This is a genomic window from Propionispira arboris (assembly GCF_900109225.1).
GTDB classification, from domain to species: domain Bacteria; phylum Bacillota; class Negativicutes; order Selenomonadales; family Selenomonadaceae; genus Propionispira; species Propionispira arboris.
Genome location: NZ_FNZK01000001.1, coordinates 336543 through 354835, shown reverse-complemented (window position 1 = coordinate 354835; position 18293 = coordinate 336543). Strand labels below are relative to the sequence as shown.

Annotated in this window: 17 protein-coding genes and 1 riboswitch; of the genes, 6 read left to right on the top strand and 11 right to left on the bottom strand. The window is 39.0% G+C overall.

All coding sequences use genetic code 11. The features are described from left to right. Positions 1-408: 408 nt before the first annotated feature. Positions 409-1767 carry a diguanylate cyclase gene (locus tag BMY14_RS01585; RefSeq protein ID WP_091828587.1) on the bottom strand — a complete coding sequence of 453 codons (1359 nt, stop codon included), beginning with the start codon at positions 1765-1767 and terminating at the stop codon, positions 409-411. Between the two features lie 258 nt (positions 1768-2025). Continuing rightward, a riboswitch (TPP riboswitch) is annotated at positions 2026-2137 on the top strand. A gap of 71 nt (positions 2138-2208) precedes the next feature. On the opposite strand from BMY14_RS01585, the gene cytX reads away from it, so the two are divergent. Beyond that, entirely contained in the window at positions 2209-3432 is a 1224-nt protein-coding gene (gene cytX / locus BMY14_RS01580) for a putative hydroxymethylpyrimidine transporter CytX (RefSeq protein WP_091828584.1), read from the top strand. A gap of 18 nt (positions 3433-3450) precedes the next feature. On the opposite strand, the gene BMY14_RS01575 is transcribed toward cytX, so the two are convergent. After that, positions 3451-4371, bottom strand: a complete 921-nt coding sequence (locus BMY14_RS01575; protein WP_091828582.1) for an RluA family pseudouridine synthase — start codon at positions 4369-4371, stop codon at positions 3451-3453. 203 nt (positions 4372-4574) lie between these two features. Here BMY14_RS01575 and rsmH point away from each other — a divergent pair, with 203 nt between their 5' ends. Continuing rightward, a complete protein-coding gene (gene rsmH / locus BMY14_RS01570) occupies positions 4575-5639 on the top strand; it encodes a 16S rRNA (cytosine(1402)-N(4))-methyltransferase RsmH (RefSeq protein WP_091828579.1) in 1065 nt (354 codons plus the stop codon). A gap of 119 nt (positions 5640-5758) precedes the next feature. On the opposite strand, the gene BMY14_RS01565 is transcribed toward rsmH, so the two are convergent. Continuing rightward, on the bottom strand, positions 5759-6640 hold the full coding sequence (locus BMY14_RS01565; RefSeq protein ID WP_177177436.1) for a LysR family transcriptional regulator: 882 nt from the start codon (positions 6638-6640) through the stop codon (positions 5759-5761). Positions 6641-6754: 114 nt separating this feature from the next. Here BMY14_RS01565 and BMY14_RS01560 point away from each other — a divergent pair, with 114 nt between their 5' ends. Both BMY14_RS01560 and purB read left to right on the top strand, forming a co-directional pair. After that, the gene (locus BMY14_RS01560; RefSeq protein WP_091828574.1) at positions 6755-7711 is read left to right on the top strand and encodes a DMT family transporter; all 957 of its coding nucleotides are present in this window, start codon (positions 6755-6757) and stop codon (positions 7709-7711) included. Positions 7712-7820: 109 nt separating this feature from the next. Beyond that, on the top strand, positions 7821-9179 hold the full coding sequence (gene purB, locus BMY14_RS01555) for an adenylosuccinate lyase (protein WP_091828572.1): 1359 nt from the start codon (positions 7821-7823) through the stop codon (positions 9177-9179). A 692-nt stretch (positions 9180-9871) separates the two neighbouring features. Here purB and BMY14_RS01550 read toward each other — a convergent pair. Continuing rightward, positions 9872-11053 (bottom strand): YbfB/YjiJ family MFS transporter, encoded by a 1182-nt coding sequence (locus BMY14_RS01550; protein ID WP_245741203.1) that lies wholly within the window; start codon positions 11051-11053, stop codon positions 9872-9874. A 94-nt stretch (positions 11054-11147) separates the two neighbouring features. Between BMY14_RS01550 and BMY14_RS01545 the strand changes: the two genes are divergently transcribed. Beyond that, positions 11148-12026: a LysR family transcriptional regulator gene (locus tag BMY14_RS01545; protein ID WP_245741201.1), complete on the top strand. Its 879-nt coding sequence runs from the start codon at positions 11148-11150 to the stop codon at positions 12024-12026. Between the two features lie 145 nt (positions 12027-12171). Here the strand turns inward: BMY14_RS01545 and BMY14_RS01540 are convergent, their stop codons facing one another. From BMY14_RS01540 to cuyB, 3 genes are all read right to left on the bottom strand, one after another. Further along, complete coding sequence (locus BMY14_RS01540; protein WP_245741199.1) at positions 12172-12594, bottom strand: helix-turn-helix domain-containing protein; 423 nt, start codon at positions 12592-12594, stop codon at positions 12172-12174. Continuing rightward, positions 12594-12851 carry a hypothetical protein gene (locus BMY14_RS20445; protein ID WP_177177435.1) on the bottom strand — a complete coding sequence of 86 codons (258 nt, stop codon included), beginning with the start codon at positions 12849-12851 and terminating at the stop codon, positions 12594-12596. Before BMY14_RS20445 ends, BMY14_RS01540 begins: the two co-directional genes overlap by 1 nt. Positions 12852-13264: 413 nt before the next feature. Next, the gene (gene cuyB, locus BMY14_RS01535; protein WP_091828566.1) at positions 13265-13969 is read right to left on the bottom strand and encodes a cysteate racemase; all 705 of its coding nucleotides are present in this window, start codon (positions 13967-13969) and stop codon (positions 13265-13267) included. A gap of 130 nt (positions 13970-14099) precedes the next feature. Here cuyB and BMY14_RS01530 point away from each other — a divergent pair, with 130 nt between their 5' ends. Next, positions 14100-15050, top strand: coding sequence for a LysR family transcriptional regulator (locus tag BMY14_RS01530; RefSeq protein WP_091828564.1), 951 nt, complete (start codon positions 14100-14102; stop codon positions 15048-15050). Between the two features lie 125 nt (positions 15051-15175). Here BMY14_RS01530 and rlmH read toward each other — a convergent pair whose 3' ends face one another. From rlmH to perR, 4 genes are all read right to left on the bottom strand, one after another. Further along, positions 15176-15655 (bottom strand): 23S rRNA (pseudouridine(1915)-N(3))-methyltransferase RlmH, encoded by a 480-nt coding sequence (gene rlmH, locus BMY14_RS01525; RefSeq protein ID WP_091828561.1) that lies wholly within the window; start codon positions 15653-15655, stop codon positions 15176-15178. After that, complete coding sequence (locus tag BMY14_RS01520; RefSeq protein ID WP_091828559.1) at positions 15652-16773, bottom strand: S1C family serine protease; 1122 nt, start codon at positions 16771-16773, stop codon at positions 15652-15654. The genes rlmH and BMY14_RS01520 overlap by 4 nt, the downstream gene beginning before the upstream one ends. A gap of 11 nt (positions 16774-16784) precedes the next feature. Beyond that, positions 16785-17552, bottom strand: a complete 768-nt coding sequence (locus BMY14_RS01515; protein ID WP_019552032.1) for an MBL fold metallo-hydrolase — start codon at positions 17550-17552, stop codon at positions 16785-16787. A 276-nt stretch (positions 17553-17828) separates the two neighbouring features. Further along, positions 17829-18263 (bottom strand): transcriptional regulator PerR, encoded by a 435-nt coding sequence (perR, locus tag BMY14_RS01510; RefSeq protein WP_091828557.1) that lies wholly within the window; start codon positions 18261-18263, stop codon positions 17829-17831. Positions 18264-18293: the final 30 nt, after the last annotated feature.

Below are 18293 nucleotides of genomic sequence, written 5' to 3'. Positions count from 1 at the left end.
CCTTTCTCAGCATGTAATCTAAAAAAAACAAAGCATAATGATATTATTATTTCAAGATTCGTCGGAGTATTCCTTCTATTTATTTTCATATTATCTATAAAAAAAACACAAGGTCTTTATGGACATTACCCCACAAACCTTGTATTATAAAAATCCGAGTCAATTGGGGGAAGATAAAACTCCGCCAGCAGCAAACTGAAGGCCGTAAAACATCCACTATACCAAATTTAACTCTACATAATATTTAGAAATAATATAGATAGACACACGAGAATAATTTTGACACCATCACTCTTCAAAAAAAGCACTCCTTTAATTATCTATAAAACATCTATTTTTATTATACGCTCTTCTGCTATTTTTTCAATAAAATCGGAATGCAAATTATTCAGAATATACTTCAAAATTTTAAGTTTTTTTGCTTTTCATTTGAATGTAAGGAAAAAATTTAATATCCTCTCGTAGTAAATGACCAAGAACCACATCATCGACCAAAAAAGAAAAAAACACAGATGCTTTAATATCGCCCCGACTATAATGTTCCTTGACTTCCAAAACTTTTTTTACCAGTTTCTTATGCACCAAGGCATGCTCATGTGCCTTTCGATATGACATTTTTTCTAAAAGATGCTCTTCACAAGCAAAGTGGTAAACAATATGTTCAACTAACCGATCCAATTGCTGCAAAATATTTGACGACTGGAGTTTTGTAAGCAGCGTCATCGTCATAAGTCCTTGCGATATTTCCAATAATTTTTTATGCTGCCGATCAATTTCCAAATTACCACATTCCCAATCTTCTATCCATTCAATATGCACAGATGCAATTGGCTTTGAATTTTCACTAGAATGAGCCACCTGATTCCGACCTAGCTCTTTCGCACGATACAAAGCTTCATCTACCCTTTTATACCAGAACTTGAAAGACTCCTTTGCCTTTCGTTCCGCAACACCAAAACTTGCCGTAATACTTCCAACGCCATGAAACATCTCACCTTCTATCGCAGCACGAATTTGTTCAGCCGTTTCAGCCGCCTCCTGCATTGATGCATGCGGCATTAAGACGATAAATTCATCGCCGCCAAACCGAATCAACATTGCCGTATTAGGAATCGCTGCCCGCGCAATTTTAGCAGCCTGTTTCAAAACATCATCGCCAGCTGGATGTCCCCAGGTATCATTTATATCTTTAAAATGATCAATGTCAAAACTAATCATCGAAAATTTTTCTTTATGAAGATCTGCATAGTTCATCTCGTTGTCTATTTTTTGCTCAAAAAAGCAACGATTGTATAAACCCGTCAATTCATCCGTAATTGCCAGCAGTTTAAGCTTATCGTTTGCTTTTGCTAAGTCTTCATTGATTTGTGTTAAATCTGTCGCACTACTAATTGTTGAAAACATAGTCTGTTCCTGTTTGAGAAGAATCATCGCACAAGCATCTTTAATCAACGGAACAAGCAGGACCTTCTGTAATATTGGAGAAAAACCAAACGACATCTCAGAGTGCAAAATTTTATTACACAAAACAGCCTCACCGCAAAGCTCTATCCACTGCTGTATTGGTTCTGTATGCACCTTGTATATTTGCGTCAGCAGCTTATTTTTGACAGATGCAGCCTTTAATCCGGACGCTTTAGAAAAAGCTTGATTGATTTCTAAAATTTTTACGTCCTGCACCTGACCTTTTGCATCACGAAAAAGTTCCTGCACCAAATAAGGAACAGGTGATTTTATAAATAACGCTTTCCATAAAAGTGTATTCATTGCTCTGACTCCTTTCCGCCATAGTTTATATAAATTGCCAGCCCCGCAAATTTACCTGAACATTGCCATAATTAAACCAGCAACAAACAATACCAAGTTAAGAAACCATTCGACACGGCGTCCGTTCTTCCCTGTACCTTTCTTAAAAGATCATGCAAAAACACGTTACCTATAACAAATTAAAATTTTGACCAGTATCCTTGTGAAAAATGACTTAGTTGTAAACAACAAATAAATATGATACGATGAGTTAAATAAAAAAGTCACCAGGGGAGCTGGAAAAGCTGGCTGAGATATAGATCTGATGAAATCTATGACCCTTTAACCTGATCTGGATAATGCCAGCGTAGGGATGTTGCATGATTTTTGTGTCTTGCAAAAGCGCATCCTTCGGGGTGCGCTTTTATTTGTATAAATTTCAGTACAAGGAGTCGATTAAAAATGATACATAACAAAAACACAACCCTTGGATTTAATCATTATTTGTTTTTATGGTTTGGTGCCGCGGTTTCAATTGCTGAAATATTGACTGGCGGCTTGTTAGCTCCACTCGGTTTTCAAACCGGCGTAGCTGCCATCGTACTTGGCCATATCGTAGGTACGATTATCTTAATAGCAGGTGGCATAATTGGTACCGATGAGCGGATTCCCGCTATCGTATCAACACGTATCTCGTTTGGCCAATATGGCTCTTATATCTTTTCCATATTAAATGTATTACAGCTCGTCGGCTGGACAGCTGTCATGATTCTTGCCGCGTCCCGATCCGCAAATGAAATTAGTAAAGTGCTTTGGGGATTCGATCAGCAATCACTTTGGAGCCTTATACTAGGCGGATTAGTTCTTTTATGGATTGCCCTCGGACGCGATAGCGGCTTAAAAAAAGCCAATATGGCTGCTGTTTTCCTTTTATTTGGCATCACTCTTGTATTAAGCCAGGTTGTATTCAAAGACACAAGCCTCCTCAGTGCACCAGCACAGGGTGGAATGTCATTCGGTGAAGCATTGGAGCTCAGCGTCATCATGCCGCTTTCATGGCTGCCATTAATTGCGGATTACACCCGCTTTGCCAAGGACAAAAAAAGTGCTGCCTTAGGCAGCGGAATCGGGTATTTTGTCGGCAGCTGCTGGATGTATATCATTGGACTTGGGGCTGCCATTGCTGCCGACAACCCAGAACCATCTGCGATGATGTTAGCCGCAAATTTAGGACTAGCCGCTTTAGGCATCGTTGTGCTGGCAACCCTGACAACGACGTTTCTCGATGCCTATTCAGCCGGAGTGAGTTTTGCTAATATTTTTCCCAAGCTCAATGAAAAACGCGTTGCTTTAATTATGACCATAATCGGCACGCTCACTGCCTTATTCGTCGATATTGAACAATACGAAAACTTTCTGATCGCCCTTGGTTCTGTTTTTGCACCATTATTTGCGATCTTGCTCACCGAATATTTTATAATCAAAAATCGTCGTCTGCGCCCCGAACTGCTTGTGAATTGGCGTGCTTTAGCAGTTTGGCTGCTGGGCATCTACTTGTATTATCAATTTATGGACATACAATTTATCCTGGGTGCCACTATCCCTGTCTTCGTTATTACGAGTCTTCTCTATCGAAGTATTTGGGTTTATACAAAAGAATGGTCGTACTGCCTAAATAACAAATAAAAAAAGAAAAGACGATGCTTACTGATTGGGAAGTATCGCCTTTTCCTTTTTTTTGCAAACCTCCATAGCATCTATAAAATCCTGCGGAAGTGGAGCCTGCACCTTGATTTCAGTATCATCCTGCAATCGCCGAAACGTAATATAAGTTGCATGTAAAGCCTGCCTTAACATACCAGAAAAACGAACTCCATACATGCCGTCGCCAAGAATTGGATACCCCAGATGGGCCAAATGCAGCCGAATCTGATGCGTTCTACCCGTATCTAAGTTGAGTTCCACCAAAGAAGTATCCGTATAATGCGCGACGGTTCGATAATGCGTAATTGCCGGCTCCCCTAGTTGATTGATCGCACGTCGATTTGGTTTACTTGGATGAGCTCCAATGGGTGCATCAATCGTTCCTGAAGCAGGACCAACGATGCCGCTGACCAAGGCCCAATAGGTTCGTTTTAATGTTTTTTCCTTTAATTGCTGTTCCAATATAAATTGGCTTCGCGAATCTTTGGCAAAAATAATACACCCGGAAGTTTCTCTATCCAATCTGTGCACAGGACGAATTGTCGTCACAATATTACGTTTTTGCAGTTCACAGGCTAGATAATTAGCCAAAGTGCCACTCGTTGTTTGACCCGTAGGATGCACGAGCTGTCGTGCTGGTTTGTTGAGTACCAGCATATATTCATCTTCATACAGTATAGCAATATTTCCGTCTTCCGGCTCAACACCATAAGCAGCATCTTCAACATTCAGAATTCGCAGCGTATCACCAAATTTCACTTTTTTTTGTAAAAAAACAGCTTTTCCATTTAATAAAATGCCCTTTTTTCTGGTTAATTTTTGAATTTTTCTGCCAGAATACTGTAAAGTCTGTTTCAAATATGTTTCCAGTACAAAACCATCCTGTTCTTTTTCGATTTTATATGTTGTAAATTTTTTCATAAAGTACCCCGATCCTTACTTAACCACCTAAACATTTCATCCCGCAAAATGTCATAAAGTGCATAAGATCCATAATAAACTATATAAAGCATTTTGACAAATATCCAGAACTCACGTTCATGTCGTTGCTTTAATAGATTGCACCTGCTATCATATAATTTATAAGAAAAATACAAAAATAATACTAAAAATGAGGGAAAATCATGGGTCTAGATCATACATTGGATGAGCAAGCGCCCAAACATCAACGACGTATTCGCTATAAAGGCACTCACCCCAAAAATTTTAAAGAAAAATACAAAGAACTGCACCCTGATCAATATAAGGATGCTGTGGCAAAAATTATCGAAAAAGGTAATACACCTGCCGGGATGCACATTCCCATTTGTGTCAAAGAAATATTGGATTTTCTGCAAATAAAAGCCGGTCAGACTGGCTTAGATGCAACACTCGGCTATGGCGGTCATAGCTTGGCAATGCTTCAATGTTTACATGAAAAAGGACGCCTATATGCAATTGACGTAGATCCTATTGAATTACCGCGCACCAAAGAACGTTTAGAACAGCTTGGTTATGGTTCCGAAATTTTAGAAATCCAGCAAAGGAATTTTTCTCAAATAGATCAAATCAGAACAAAAACAGGTAATTTTCATTTTATATTGGCAGATTTAGGTGTTTCCTCGATGCAAATAGACAATCCAGACAGAGGTTTTTCCTTTAAAGCGGAAGGCCCGTTGGACTTAAGGCTAAATCCCCAAAAAGGGACCTCTGCCGCAATTCGTCTAAAAGAAATGACGCAAGATGAATTACAAGATATGCTGATTGAAAACGCAGATGAGCCACATCATAAAGCAATCGCACAAGCAATTGTTTCTCAGTTAAAAAAAGGCAATGCTATACAAACAACAACCCAGCTTAGAAATATCATTAAAGATGCTTTAATTAACATTCCACAAATCACAGAAGCCGAAATTAAAAAATCCTGCCAACGATCTTTTCAATCCTTACGTATTGACGTTAATAATGAATTTGAAGTCTTGGATTTATTTTTAGAAAAGCTGCCAAATGCCCTGACTAAAGGCGGTCGGGTTGCCATACTTTCATTTCATTCAGGCGAAGATCGGCGCGTAAAAAAATCTTTCAAACGTTTTTTTGGTGAAGGTGTTTACCGCGAAATAGCACCCGATCCGATTCGTCCATCAGCAGAAGAATGTCATGTCAATCCTCGTGCACATTCTGCGAAATTGCGGTGGGCAATCAAATCATAAATTTATTTGCCTGACGAATTCTACTTAAAAACAAAAGCCCAAAACCAACGAAAACAGGTTTTGGGCTTTTACTTATTTTCGGCAGCTGACAAATACTATATAAGTTGCATTATATATATTCAATGCAATTTCGAAAAAAATGTTTCCAACTCCTCCATAAGGGAAAGGGCCGCAGCCGACATATGACGACCTTTTCGATATACAATGCCAATCGTTCTTTTAATCGGAATATCCAATAGTGGTATTGATTTTATACTGTGCTTGCACATACTACGTACATAGAGCCGTGGCAAAACACTGACTCCAATATTTTTTTCTACCATTTCACGCAAATCGTCCATTTCGCTTAGTTCAATCGTTGGCGTAAAATCATACCCGTTTTCCTGACACGCCTGATCAAACATTTGTCGAACCAAATATTTTCGTGACATAAGAATCAACGGCACTTCTTTCAGCTGGGCAAAACCAATTCGCTTTAGCTGCGCCAATTCATGGGTCTGTGAAGTCACAAAAACCAAAGTCTCCGAATAAAGGGGAATACTCTCGAGCTCTTTATCAGCCAGAGGCAAAAATACAACACCAAAGTCCAATTCATTTTGTAACAGCTTATGCCGAATTTGTTCTGTTGACAGCTGCTCAACCGCAATTTGAATTTTAGGGTAACGTTGATGAAAATCCATAACCGTCTCCATTGCCAGATACGTCCCCAGACAAGCTATTTTTATATGACCGCGTTCCAGCCCCTTCAATTGGCTGATATCGGTTGCCGCCTGTTCCAAAGTATCAAAAACTCGCATGCTATATTTAAACAGAATCTCTCCTGCCTCGGTAAGCAAAATCCGTTTCCCAACACGATCAAACAGTGGCGTATTGACTTCCTGTTCCAGTACGTGAATCTGTTGACTGAGTGTCGGTTGCGCAATACCAAGGCTTTCGGCAGCTTTGGTAAAATGAAGATGTTTACAGACAGCAACAAAGTATTGTAAATGTCTAAGTTCCATTATTTCTCCCCCATTCATAGTCTATGCCTATTATAATAATCGAAAAATCGCAATTGAACAATCATTTTTTGCATGATATAGTGAATTTAAAAGTAAATCGAGGTGTTATATATTATGCAAACTTGGATATTTCTCTTACTCTGTAATTTGTTATGGGCGGGTAATTTTATTTCCGGTAAAATTGCCGCTGGTGAATTTCCGCCATTTTGGATAAGTCTGCTACGGTGGAGTATTGCTGTGATCATTTTACTTCCCCTTGCCTTTTGGGCAAAAAAAATAAATTTAAAATCAATTGACCGGAAAACCTGGTTGAATCTTGCTGGCATGGGGATTTTTGGCATTGATCTTTTCACCCTCTTCACGTATTCAGCACTCCAATATAGTTCTCCCGTCAATGTATCACTGATTAGTACATTGACACCAGCCTTTGCGATGCTGTTTACCGCCCTCTTCCTCAAAGTCCGCACATTCCCTCGGCAGTACTTAGGACTACTGCTCGCTATTATCGGCGTATTAACGATTATATCGCAAGGCAACCTTACAAGTATCGCATCCATCCAATTCAACAAAGGAGATCTCTTAATGCTGCTGGCTGATATGTCATGGGTTCTCTATACTGTAACCGGGAAAAATGTCACCACACTCCCACCGCTTATGACAACAGCCCTTTCTTCCTTGCTTGGCGTACTTTTTCTGCTTCCTTTTGCACCTTTTATCCCGCTTCCCACAGAAGCAATCACCAGCGCCGGTATTTCCAGTATTATCTATATCAGCCTTGGTGCTTCAGTTTGTGCTTTTATCCTATGGAATTTTGCCCTGCAGCGCGTTACAATAACGGCGGCAAGCATTTCAATGAATCTCATTCCGCTCTATACGGTCGTGATTTCACTGTTTCTCGGTCAATCCTTCCAAATGTCACAGCTCGTTGGTGGAATCCTCGTTCTCGGCGGCATTTGCTGCATTAGCTTGCCACAAAAAAAATCAATGCCATTACCGACTATTGAAGCAACTGGTAAAAACATCACGTTATCTTCGGTGAAAAATTTAATTCAAACAGACAATACCTTATAATTCACTTTAGAATGTGGCATTGTAAGCCTGTAATGTAGTATAATAAGCATAGCTTTTGCACAACAACAGCATAGAGACTGCTAAATTTTAAAGGATATGAGGTATAAAAATGAGTATTAAATCACTTACGCCGCTAGAAGGACGCTATGGAGCCATCACTGAACCTTTGGAAGACTATTTTTCGGAATGGGCTTTAATAAAATACCGGATTCATGTAGAAGTAGAGTGGCTTATTACAATGGCCAGCAACCCTGCTTTTGGTGAAATTCGTGAATTCACAACAGAAGAAATTGCTTTTTTGCGCAATATCGTCAACAATTTTGATGAAACCGCTGCCCTTAAGATCAAAGAAATCGAACGCACAACCAATCATGATGTAAAGGCAATCGAATACTTTCTCCGCGAAACCCTGGGAACCATGTCACTGTCTGATATACTCGAATTCATCCATTTTGCCTGTACTTCAGAAGATATCAACAATCTTTCCTATGCGTTGATGCTGAAACATGGTATTGAAAAAGTCTGGCTGCCAGAAGCAGAAAAACTGATTGAAAGCGTTACGACGATGGCCGAAGAGGAAAAATCCATACCGATGCTTGCTCATACACATGGACAATCCGCTTCACCAACCACTGCCGGCAAGGAACTCGCCGTGTTTGTCTATCGTTGGAACCGCCAGTTAAAACAGCTTCGTTCGCAGGAATATCTGGGGAAATTCAACGGTGCTGTCGGCAACTTTAACGCCCATAGTATCGCCTATCCAGAAATAGACTGGGAAGCTGTTTCTCGTACATTTGTTGAAAGTTTAGGATTGACTTTCAACCCGCTGACCACACAGATTGAATCCCATGACTATGTCGCTGAAACGTTCCACACGCTTACGCGTTTCAATAATATTCTGCTGGATTTTGATCGTGACATGTGGCTTTACATTTCCCTTGGTTACTTCAAACAAAAAGCTGTTGCGGGAGAAGTTGGCTCTTCTACTATGCCTCATAAAATAAATCCAATTGATTTTGAAAACTCAGAAGCAAACTTAGGTTTAAGTGATGCTATCCTGGATCATCTGGCAAACAAGCTGCCAATTTCCCGTTTGCAACGTGATCTCAGCGATTCTTCTGCTCTTCGCAATATTGGCACTGGTATCGCCCATTCTCTTATCGCGATCACCTATACTTTAAAAGGTCTCCGCAAAACAGGAGTGAATCGCGAAGCTCTTGCTGGTGACCTTAACCATGCTTGGGAAGTTCTCTCCGAAGCAGTACAAACTGTAATGCGTAAAAATGGTCATGCGAATTCCTATGATAAACTGAAAGCCATTACCCGTGGAAAAGGCATCAGTGAAGAAGATATCAAAGCTTTCATTAAAAGTGTCGATTTACCTGAAGCAGACAAAAAACGCCTGCTGGCCCTCACTCCAGCAAAATATGTTGGTTTAGCACCAGAATTGGTAAACCATATAAAATAAGTACACTAGAAGCTCAAAAACGGTCGGTCAAATTAAAATTTGACCGACCGTTTTTATTTATACCAATCCCCTGACTTTGTAAGGAGTATTAGTTTTTATTTTTTCCTGCATCCAGCAGAGAAAAAGCCGTAATCGCGAACGCCATTCCACCATCACCAAAAGTGACTTCTGGCAGGTCATCGATACTTCTAGCTCGCTTCAAAACTTCCAGATTTTTTCCTGAAATGCTTTTTCTTTTTCTAAAATAACATCCAGTAAGTATTTTTCATATACAGATTGATTTTTTTCACTATATATACTATCAGCTCAAGACGCTTCTTATACCCTTCGATATTTCCAGATTTTGTTGTAATACGATAATTAATAAGAGGCTCTTTTATAATGGAAACTCTCCAGCCCTTTGAAGTGACAGCAATATAAAGTTTCCATTATTATTATTTCGCCTTGATTATAACAACTAACTATGGCAATAACAGGTTTCATACTATAATTACTCCTTTTTTACGCTATTTTAGTTTGTTACGAACACTAAGATAACGCAGCTATGTTTCTAGTGTGTCATTTTTGTTTCTATATTTACTGCATTATAATTTTATTTTCCATTAAAAACACAAAACTCCTGCCAGCTTCGTCCAAAATTTGGCAGGAATTCTTTCGTTATGATAAATGATACATTGGTGCATAAGCATTATTTATTCACTTTTGCAGTCTTTCAATATAATATCTTTCACGCGGAGTACCATCAACGCACCTAATGCCAGTATTAAAACTGATACAGCAAAGAAGCTAGGAGCTAAAATATTGACGTTTTTTTGAAGATATGCTGCTACAATCGGACCGATAATCTGACCCAGAGCATATACCGTAGTTAATTCTCCGATAGCCTGCATTTGAGCTTCTGGCTTCATTTGGGATGCTAAGGTCATCGTTAGGCTGGTTATTCCCATAAAAGTTCCACCAAACAAAATACCTCCGACCAAGATACTAATTTGATTTGGTATTGCAACGGTTAATAAAATCCCCAATGCCTGCATTCCAAAAGCCAGCATCAGGCTCACTTTGATATCTGTCATTTTTGCAATTTGTGCCCACAGGAGTGTGGACGGTACTGCCGCCAAGCCAATTAATATCCAACTTTGGTTTGCAATATGACTGAGTTCAGGCATTGCTTTTATCATTTGTACAATAAATGTAGCAGTGATGATATAGCCAATCCCCTCCAGTCCATAACTAACGAGAAGAACATACCACCTGTAATCTCTAATAAGATGCTCTGATTTTCGCATTTTCGCTGATCCTTCAGCTTCCAAACGCAATGCCTTTGATAGAGTACACCACGCCGTAATTCCGAAAATACTTCCGCCTAATGCTAATCCCTGCCACGAGGCTTGCCAACCGCCTATACGATCAAACATCGGGGTAAATATGCCGCTAAATGCAATGCCAACACCAACTCCGCTATATAGATATCCAGCCCACTCGCTTCGTCCTTTCCCTAAAGTAACGCTTGATGCAACAACGAATAAAATGGCACTTAAGAATCCAGCAAGTAGTCTTAAAAACAGCCAAAATGTTTCACTTAGCGTGAGCGACATAGCTGCCAACGTAACTATGCTGGAAACTATTCCGACGCCTAACCAGATAAGCAAATTCTTTCTAATACATTGTTTTCTTGAAATATATGCTCCGATAAGATAGCCTAAATTGTTTGCAGAAGCAAGCACGGCTATAGACCATTCGGTTACCCCAATATCTCTTTGCATCAGAGGAATAATTGGCGTAAAACCAAATCGAGAAAGCCCCATTGCCAAGCTCAAGGCACAAACCCCACCGATAAGAATAGAAATACTACGCTGATTATTCAATGTATTCATCTCCTTGTCAAAGAATATAGTTTTATGTTACTATAAAGTTATTATTTATAGAAGCGATTACTTTCTATTACAGCAATCGCTTTTATCGATCGGAGTGGAATTAAAAATGGATTTTGATGATATAAAAGTATTTCGTGAAGTCGCTTCATACCGTTCTATGACCAAAGCTGCCGAAAATCTTGGCTATGCACAATCTAGCGTTACTACACGCATACGAAAACTAGAAGCAAATCTGAATGTGAACTTGTTCTATCGGAACGCAAAAGGGGTTCACCTCACCCCTGCCGGCAAAATATTCTTAGAACAGGGGGCAAAGATAACTCAATTGCTGGATGAGTTATCTTTTCTGTTAAATCCCGATGAATCTATGGGCGGTTTATTGCGAATTGGTTCTATGGAAACGACAGCCGCAATTCATCTTCCATCCTTGCTCAAAAAATATCATTCATTATATGATAAGGTTGAATTATCACTTCAAACCGGAACTACGGAATACTTAATCAATCAAGTTCTGAATTATAATCTTGACTTTGCCTTTGTTGCAGCGCCCATTAATCACCCCGACATCATTGAAATTGAAGCATTTAAAGAAGAAATGGTCTTGATTGCTGAAGGCGGACAACACCCAAAAAGCATGGAGGAAATCCTGAAAAGTAGAATCATCTTAGTTTTCCGTGCTGGCTGCTCTTATCGGGCATTACTGGAGCGATATCTATTAGAGAATAAATCGATTTCCTTAAAACGTTTTGAGTTTGGTTCATTAGAAGCTATTATTGGCGGAGTAGCTTCTGGTATTGGAATATCTCTATTACCTAAGTCCGTTATAGCGGAAAAGCTTCAATCAGGTGCTCTAACGGCTTATAAATTGCCCGCACATCTGCGAAACTGTACAACAATGCTGATACAGCGAAAAAACACAGTCCCAACAATAGCCATGGCTAATTTCATTGATATAATACGTAACTGCCACTAAATTTTATTATGTTGAATGAAATCTACAATTCCTGTTTTGCTAATGGATACCTCCTACAAAAATAAAATGCAGCCTGATCCCTTATTTTAGTAAGAGTCTAGGCTGCATTTTTAATTGACAAAATGACTTATTCATATACTATAATTCAGCTTGGTTTGCCTCGATACTGGGCCGGACTTATACCTAATCGTTTTTTAAATAACTGGCAAAAATAAGAGATATTGCTGATGCCAATCCTGTCGCAGATTTCCTGTAAGGACAGGAATGTTGTTCTTAGCAGCAGATATGCTTCGCGCAAACGATGGTAAATAAGATATTCAGTGATGGTACTACCGGTAGCTTTGTGGAACAGATGAGATATATGAAAACTCGAAAGATGAATTTCATTTGCTAGAGCAACCAGAGTAAATTCCTCATAGTAATGGGCTTCGATCCATTGCATGACGTGTTCCGCATAGCAGATATGGCGAAGTTTAGTCTCTTTGTCAGCTTGATTTTTGGCAGTCCATTGGTCCTTTAAGGTGCTTAAAAACAACATAAAGAATAACGCAAAAGCCTCTGTATTCATTAATTCTGTATCACGTGGACAGTAACGCTGAAAAAGTGTATCAAATTGTGAAACTGGATTGTTCGCCAGTCGCACCGCGCTATCTCATAGCCTTTCTGTTTATATTTCTCCGCTACGTCTGCATCAATAATTTCCAATGCTTCCGCTACAGATTGACTTAACTTATCTGTAAAATAACGCCATATACACTCTTCACGAGAAATTGCGTCTTTAGAGTCCTTCATTATTTTCACGATTTCTGCTACAATTGAATCCATAGGAAGACCTTCTTTGTAATATATTTGCCTGCGAAGCTTATATTATAATAAAGGTCTTCCTTTTATTTTGCAACTTCTACCGAGAACTATTTTACACTAAGATGTTTGTATATTAAATATTTCACATGACAATCGTCAAGAATGGGGTAGGTTTCAGTAGCGTTACACCTCTGGCAGACTGACAGGCTAAATGTAATCGCTTTCATGCATGATGTAAACTTAACCCTTGTATAATAACAAAAATCCTGTCCACTTGTTGTAAAACAAATGGACAGGATTTTTTCTCTAATTGCCAAGTAATATTTCTCTGCGTATCACTTCTAACCGTGCAGATTTTTGATTATCTTTCCGACCTCATTGTCCTGAAGTTTTGAGATTATATTCATGAAAACTTGAGTATAAATCTGTTTATCCTATAGCTTATTATATAACGATTTATCAACAAATCGAATTGCCGCTGCCGCCAATACTGAGGTTGGGTCAATTACCGGTCGATCAATATGAAATAGTTCAAATGCAACCGGAAGCTCTGTACATCCTAATACCAATATCTCTGCCCCTTCCTCAAAAAGTTCATCGACTGTTCCATAAAACTCATTAAGGTTGATATTCTTATTTGACGCCTTTATCCCATTATAAATTACATCCATTACACTCATCTGCTTGATTGGCGAAGGAATAACCAAATCTATTTCCGCATCCGCTAAGGCCATATGATAAACTCTTGACTCAATTGTTCCATCAGTTGCCAGCAACCCGATTTTTCTTATTTTTTTCTTTTTAATTTCTAGAACCGTTTCTTTCAACATATTTAAAAGAGGAATATCAAAAAAAGGCGTAATTTCACCATAAAAATAATGCGCGGTATTGCATGGCATGACTAATACGTCCGCCCCCATGGACTGCAATCTAATACCACTTCTCACCATTTCAGGAATGGGGCTCTCTCCCCCTCCTAATATGGCTTTCGTTCTGTCTGGAATATTGGTATTACAATCTATACAAATATGGATGTGTTCTTGGTCAGACTTGGCATCAGTCATATCTATAATTTTTTTAAACAAATCGTATGTAGCTGTCGGTCCCATGCCACCGATAATTCCGATTGACTTTTGCATTTTATCTTCCCCCCTTTTATAACAACACCTTACTCTTTACTTGATTTCATTATAAATCTCAAGTATAATAGAATCAAATATTTATATCAACATAAATGATATAATCATTTGGTTATATCATGGAGGCATCATGTTTAAAGGAAAAGAATATATTTATGAAGTATACAAAGAAAAAAGCTTTTCAAAAGCAGCACAAAATCTCTATATCAGCCAACCAGCTTTGAGTGCTGCAATTAAAAAAAATGAAAAACGCCTCGGGTGCTGTATCTTTGATCGAAGCAGTAATCCTATTCAATTGACAGAAGCCGGTTCAGAATATATAAAATCCATAGAAAAAGTTATGGATATTGAAAATCGATTTGAAAACTATCTCAGTAATTTAAATCAACTGAAAACAGGACACCTTTCTATTGGTGCAAGCAATGTTTTTGCTTCATTTATTCTTCCTGAAATAATCACAAAATACACCAATAAATACCCTTCCATCAAAGTAAATCTAGTTGAAGCCAATAGTGCCCATTTAGAAAATCAGCTATTTTTAGGCGCACTTGATTTTGTAATTGATAATTACCCCCTAAATGAAGCAATCTATGAAAAGCACTTATTCTGCTGTGAGAGTCTTATTCTTACCGTGCCTCGGAAATTTTCTTCAAACAGTTTCGTCCAAAAATATCAGTTATCAATCGACGATATCCGCCAAGGAATACACTTAAACCCAGCGACAGAGTCCGTGCCTTTGTCGATATTCGCCCATGATCCATTCATTTTCTTGAGAGCTGGAAACGATACGCGAATGCGTGTAGATAAGATTATACAAGAAAATGGCATAACACCAAAAATTATTTTAGAATTAGATCAGTTGGCTACAGCTTATAATGTTGCTTGTTCCGGCATGGGAATTACCTTCATTAGTGATACCCTAGCCCAAAAAGCAAACTATAATTCCAATATGCTATATTACAAAGTAAATAGTACTCACACATTACGCAACGTATTTTTCTACAACAAACAAAATAAATATTTCACCAAAGCCATGGAAGAATTTATTAAAATATCTCAAAAAACAGATAGCATACAATAACTAAAGCGCTATATTCCTAATCACTTTAAATCTTGCTAGAAACGAACCGCATCAAACCCCTGCCCCGTTGTCTAAAGAAAGCACCCTTAACCATTGTATTTGATGGGTTAAGGGTGCTTTCGCTATTACCAGTGATACTTCTCGCCTCGATTAATTTTAAAGGCTCTATAGATTTGCTCCACGAGCAGCAGTCTTACCATTTGATGGGTAAATGTCATGCGGGAGAAACTGAGTTTTTCGGCAGCGGCTTGGCGGACTTCTTCCGACAAACCAAAAGCCCCTCCGATTAAAAATGTAATATTACTTTGCCCTTTGAGCCCTAACTGAGCAATATTTTTAGCAAGGTCTTCTGATGAAGACTCTTTGCCATACACATCTAAAACAATGAGATAACTCCCCTCCGACACTTGCTTCAAAAGACGCTCACCTTCAATAGTCAGCGTCTTTTTCTTTTCTGCTTCGGATGGATTATCCGGCATTTTTTCTTCATGTATTTCAATGATTTTAAGATTCGCAAACGTTGTCATGCGTTTGGTAAATTCAGCGATTCCGGCTGAAAGATATTTTTCTTTAATTTTGCCTGCTGCAACAATGTTTATCTTCATTGGCTATCCGGCATTTCTTCAAGTGCCACATCAACGCTGTGTTTTTCACCATTCCGGGTGAATTCTACTTTCACTGTGTCACCCACGTTGTAGTTAACAATGGCTGTTCTGAGATCAACCACCGTGTTGGTTTCCGTATTTGCTATCTTGAGAATAATATCACCTTTTTGGATACCCGCTTTTTCACCAGGACCGCCTGCTGTCACTTGAGCAACATAGATACCTTTATCAATATTCAAAGAATAACCCTGACTAGCCGCTGTTGCTTTATCGAAAACACCCACGCCTAAATAAGGACGCACTACATGACCTGTTTTAATAATATCTTCAATAATCGGCCGTACTGCATTAATCGGAATTGAAAAACCCATGCCTTCAACACCAGCTGCTGAAACTTTTGCACTATTGATGCCAATTACCATGCCATCAGCATTCACCAGTGCTCCACCGGAATTGCCTGGATTGATTGCTGCATCCGTTTGAATCAATTTAAATCTACGTTCACCGATTTCCATGCTGCGATTCAAGGCACTGATTACCCCAGCTGTTACGCTGCCTTGAAATTCCAATCCCAACGGATTACCAATGGCAAGTGCTGGTTCTCCGACCATGATTTCATCTGAATTGCCAAACGTCACAGTTGGCAGACCTGTCGCATCCACTTTAACAACAGCAATATCCGTAACAGGATCGGTACCGACAATTTTCCCCGCCAAAGTCCTGCCATCAGAAAGTGCCACGGTGATTTCTTTTGCCCCATCGACCACATGATTGTTCGTTACAATATAACCATTACTGTCAAAAATAACCCCTGAACCGGTCCCCTGATTGATCATCACCTGATGATTAAACCAATCACGTGCCACAGCTTTATTCGTTATACCAACAACAGCTGGTCCTACACTTTTAGCAGCTCTGACAAGGGCTGTATTTCTTGCATCAGAAAGTTTATCATTCGCGGCCGGAGGCGTTAGATTCGATGTACTCTCCTGCACTTTTGCCGCAGATTCCTGTTTATTACCAAAAGCTGTACAGCCTGAAAACAAGGCTGAAACAACCAGCAGCATACTTATCATCACCACAAAATATGGATTCACATTTTTATATAATGCTTTCATAAAAAAACCTCCTATAGACTTACAATTTCATTTTGTTTTGTCAAACGTATATCCAAATCAATGCCCAGGTCATAACCTTGCTGCTCCACGATCCCGCAAACAGTAGCATGTGCAACATGCGGATCATTATTCTCAGCACTTAAATGGGCTAAAAAAACTTTCGTTTTTTGTTTTTTCATACGAACTAAAGCCCATGCAGCATCCTCATTCGATAAATGACCGCGATTGCTCAAAATACGTTGTTTAAGATACCAGGGATAAGCGCCTTTTTTCAATAACTCCGTATCATGATTGGCCTCCAATACCAAAACATCCGAATAATCCAAAGCTGCTTGTACACTGCTGGTAACAAATCCCAAATCTGTTGCCACCGTACATTTTATATCCCGATCCAAAATCGTGAAACCAACCGGGTCAGCCGCATCATGCGAAATATTAAATGCCCCAATTTTAAGATTGCCAATACAAAAGTCCTCACCAATCGCATTGCAGCACTGATCAGGAATTGTATCACGACAATACATGGATGCAAAGGTATCAGACCGTGTATAAATCGGCAAACTATATTTGCGAGACAACGTCGTTAACCCGCCAATATGATCACGATGCTCATGCGTAATTAAAACCCCATCTAATTCCTCAATCTCAACCCCAATAGCAAAAAGACTTTTTTTGATTCGAAGAGCACTAATTCCTGCATCCACTAATATTTTTGTGCCATTCATTTCAATGAAGATTGAATTGCCCTTACTACCGCTTGCCAATACCGAAACCTGCATATATTTTTCTACCTCATTTATATCCAATACATTCCACACGACACACATGAACTCTGCTCTTTTAACCAAACAAGTTTCTGTTTATAAAGGTAGCAAAGAATCCTGTAAAGCATCTGAAATCATAGCAAAATTCTATTTATATCATACTATTCTTTATCCCTAAAAACAACAATCCACTGCAACAAACACAGCTGAAATAAAAAAAAATCGCAAACACCCTGTATTCTCACAGAACATTTGCGAATTATCAACCGTTGACAACACATAAAAATAGAATTAGTGCATTTTCCCTGCTTTCGACTGGCACTCAGGACAAACTCCATAAAAATAGAACTGCTGCCCTGACAGGCGATATGCTGTTTTTTCACTGATCTGATTCACATAAGCTGATTCATCCACACCGTAAATATCATCAACCCGATTACAAACTAAGCAGCGTACATGCGGGTGTGTATCCGTATTCGCATCATAACGAAAACTTTCTTCACCAACATTTAAGATTTGAACCAATTCTATTTCCTTTAAAATTTCAATTGTTTTATAGACCGTTGCCAAACTCATCGTCGGATAAAATTCTTGCAGTTTACTGAATATCATTTCAGCACTCGGATGTTCCGTTGTGTTACTTAACACATTGTAAATTGCCAAACGCTGTGGCGTTACCTTAAAGCCTTTTTCTCTTAATAATGCTGTTACTTCTTTTGCATCCATTACAATCCGCCACCTTACATGAACATTTCT

Bases quoted from the DNA above. Each gene is read 5' to 3' on its own strand.
- cytX (WP_091828584.1), top strand. From the start codon at position 2,209: ATGATACATAACAAAAACACAACCCTTGGATTTAATCATTATTTGTTT.
- BMY14_RS01560 (WP_091828574.1), top strand. From the start codon at position 6,755: ATGCAAACTTGGATATTTCTCTTACTCTGTAATTTGTTATGGGCGGGT.
- cuyB (WP_091828566.1), bottom strand. From the start codon at position 13,969: ATGCAAAAGTCAATCGGAATTATCGGTGGCATGGGACCGACAGCTACA.
- purB (WP_091828572.1), top strand. From the start codon at position 7,821: ATGAGTATTAAATCACTTACGCCGCTAGAAGGACGCTATGGAGCCATC.
- rlmH (WP_091828561.1), bottom strand. From the start codon at position 15,655: ATGAAGATAAACATTGTTGCAGCAGGCAAAATTAAAGAAAAATATCTT.
- perR (WP_091828557.1), bottom strand. From the start codon at position 18,263: ATGGATGCAAAAGAAGTAACAGCATTATTAAGAGAAAAAGGCTTTAAG.
- BMY14_RS01575 (WP_091828582.1), bottom strand. From the start codon at position 4,371: ATGAAAAAATTTACAACATATAAAATCGAAAAAGAACAGGATGGTTTT.
- rsmH (WP_091828579.1), top strand. From the start codon at position 4,575: ATGGGTCTAGATCATACATTGGATGAGCAAGCGCCCAAACATCAACGA.
- BMY14_RS01550 (WP_245741203.1), bottom strand. From the start codon at position 11,053: ATGAATACATTGAATAATCAGCGTAGTATTTCTATTCTTATCGGTGGG.
- BMY14_RS01515 (WP_019552032.1), bottom strand. From the start codon at position 17,552: ATGCAGGTTTCGGTATTGGCAAGCGGTAGTAAGGGCAATTCAATCTTC.
- BMY14_RS20445 (WP_177177435.1), bottom strand. From the start codon at position 12,851: ATGGATTCAATTGTAGCAGAAATCGTGAAAATAATGAAGGACTCTAAA.
- BMY14_RS01520 (WP_091828559.1), bottom strand. From the start codon at position 16,773: ATGAAAGCATTATATAAAAATGTGAATCCATATTTTGTGGTGATGATA.
- BMY14_RS01540 (WP_245741199.1), bottom strand. From the start codon at position 12,594: ATGAATACAGAGGCTTTTGCGTTATTCTTTATGTTGTTTTTAAGCACC.
- BMY14_RS01530 (WP_091828564.1), top strand. From the start codon at position 14,100: ATGTTTAAAGGAAAAGAATATATTTATGAAGTATACAAAGAAAAAAGC.
- BMY14_RS01585 (WP_091828587.1), bottom strand. From the start codon at position 1,767: ATGAATACACTTTTATGGAAAGCGTTATTTATAAAATCACCTGTTCCT.
- BMY14_RS01565 (WP_177177436.1), bottom strand. From the start codon at position 6,640: ATGGAACTTAGACATTTACAATACTTTGTTGCTGTCTGTAAACATCTT.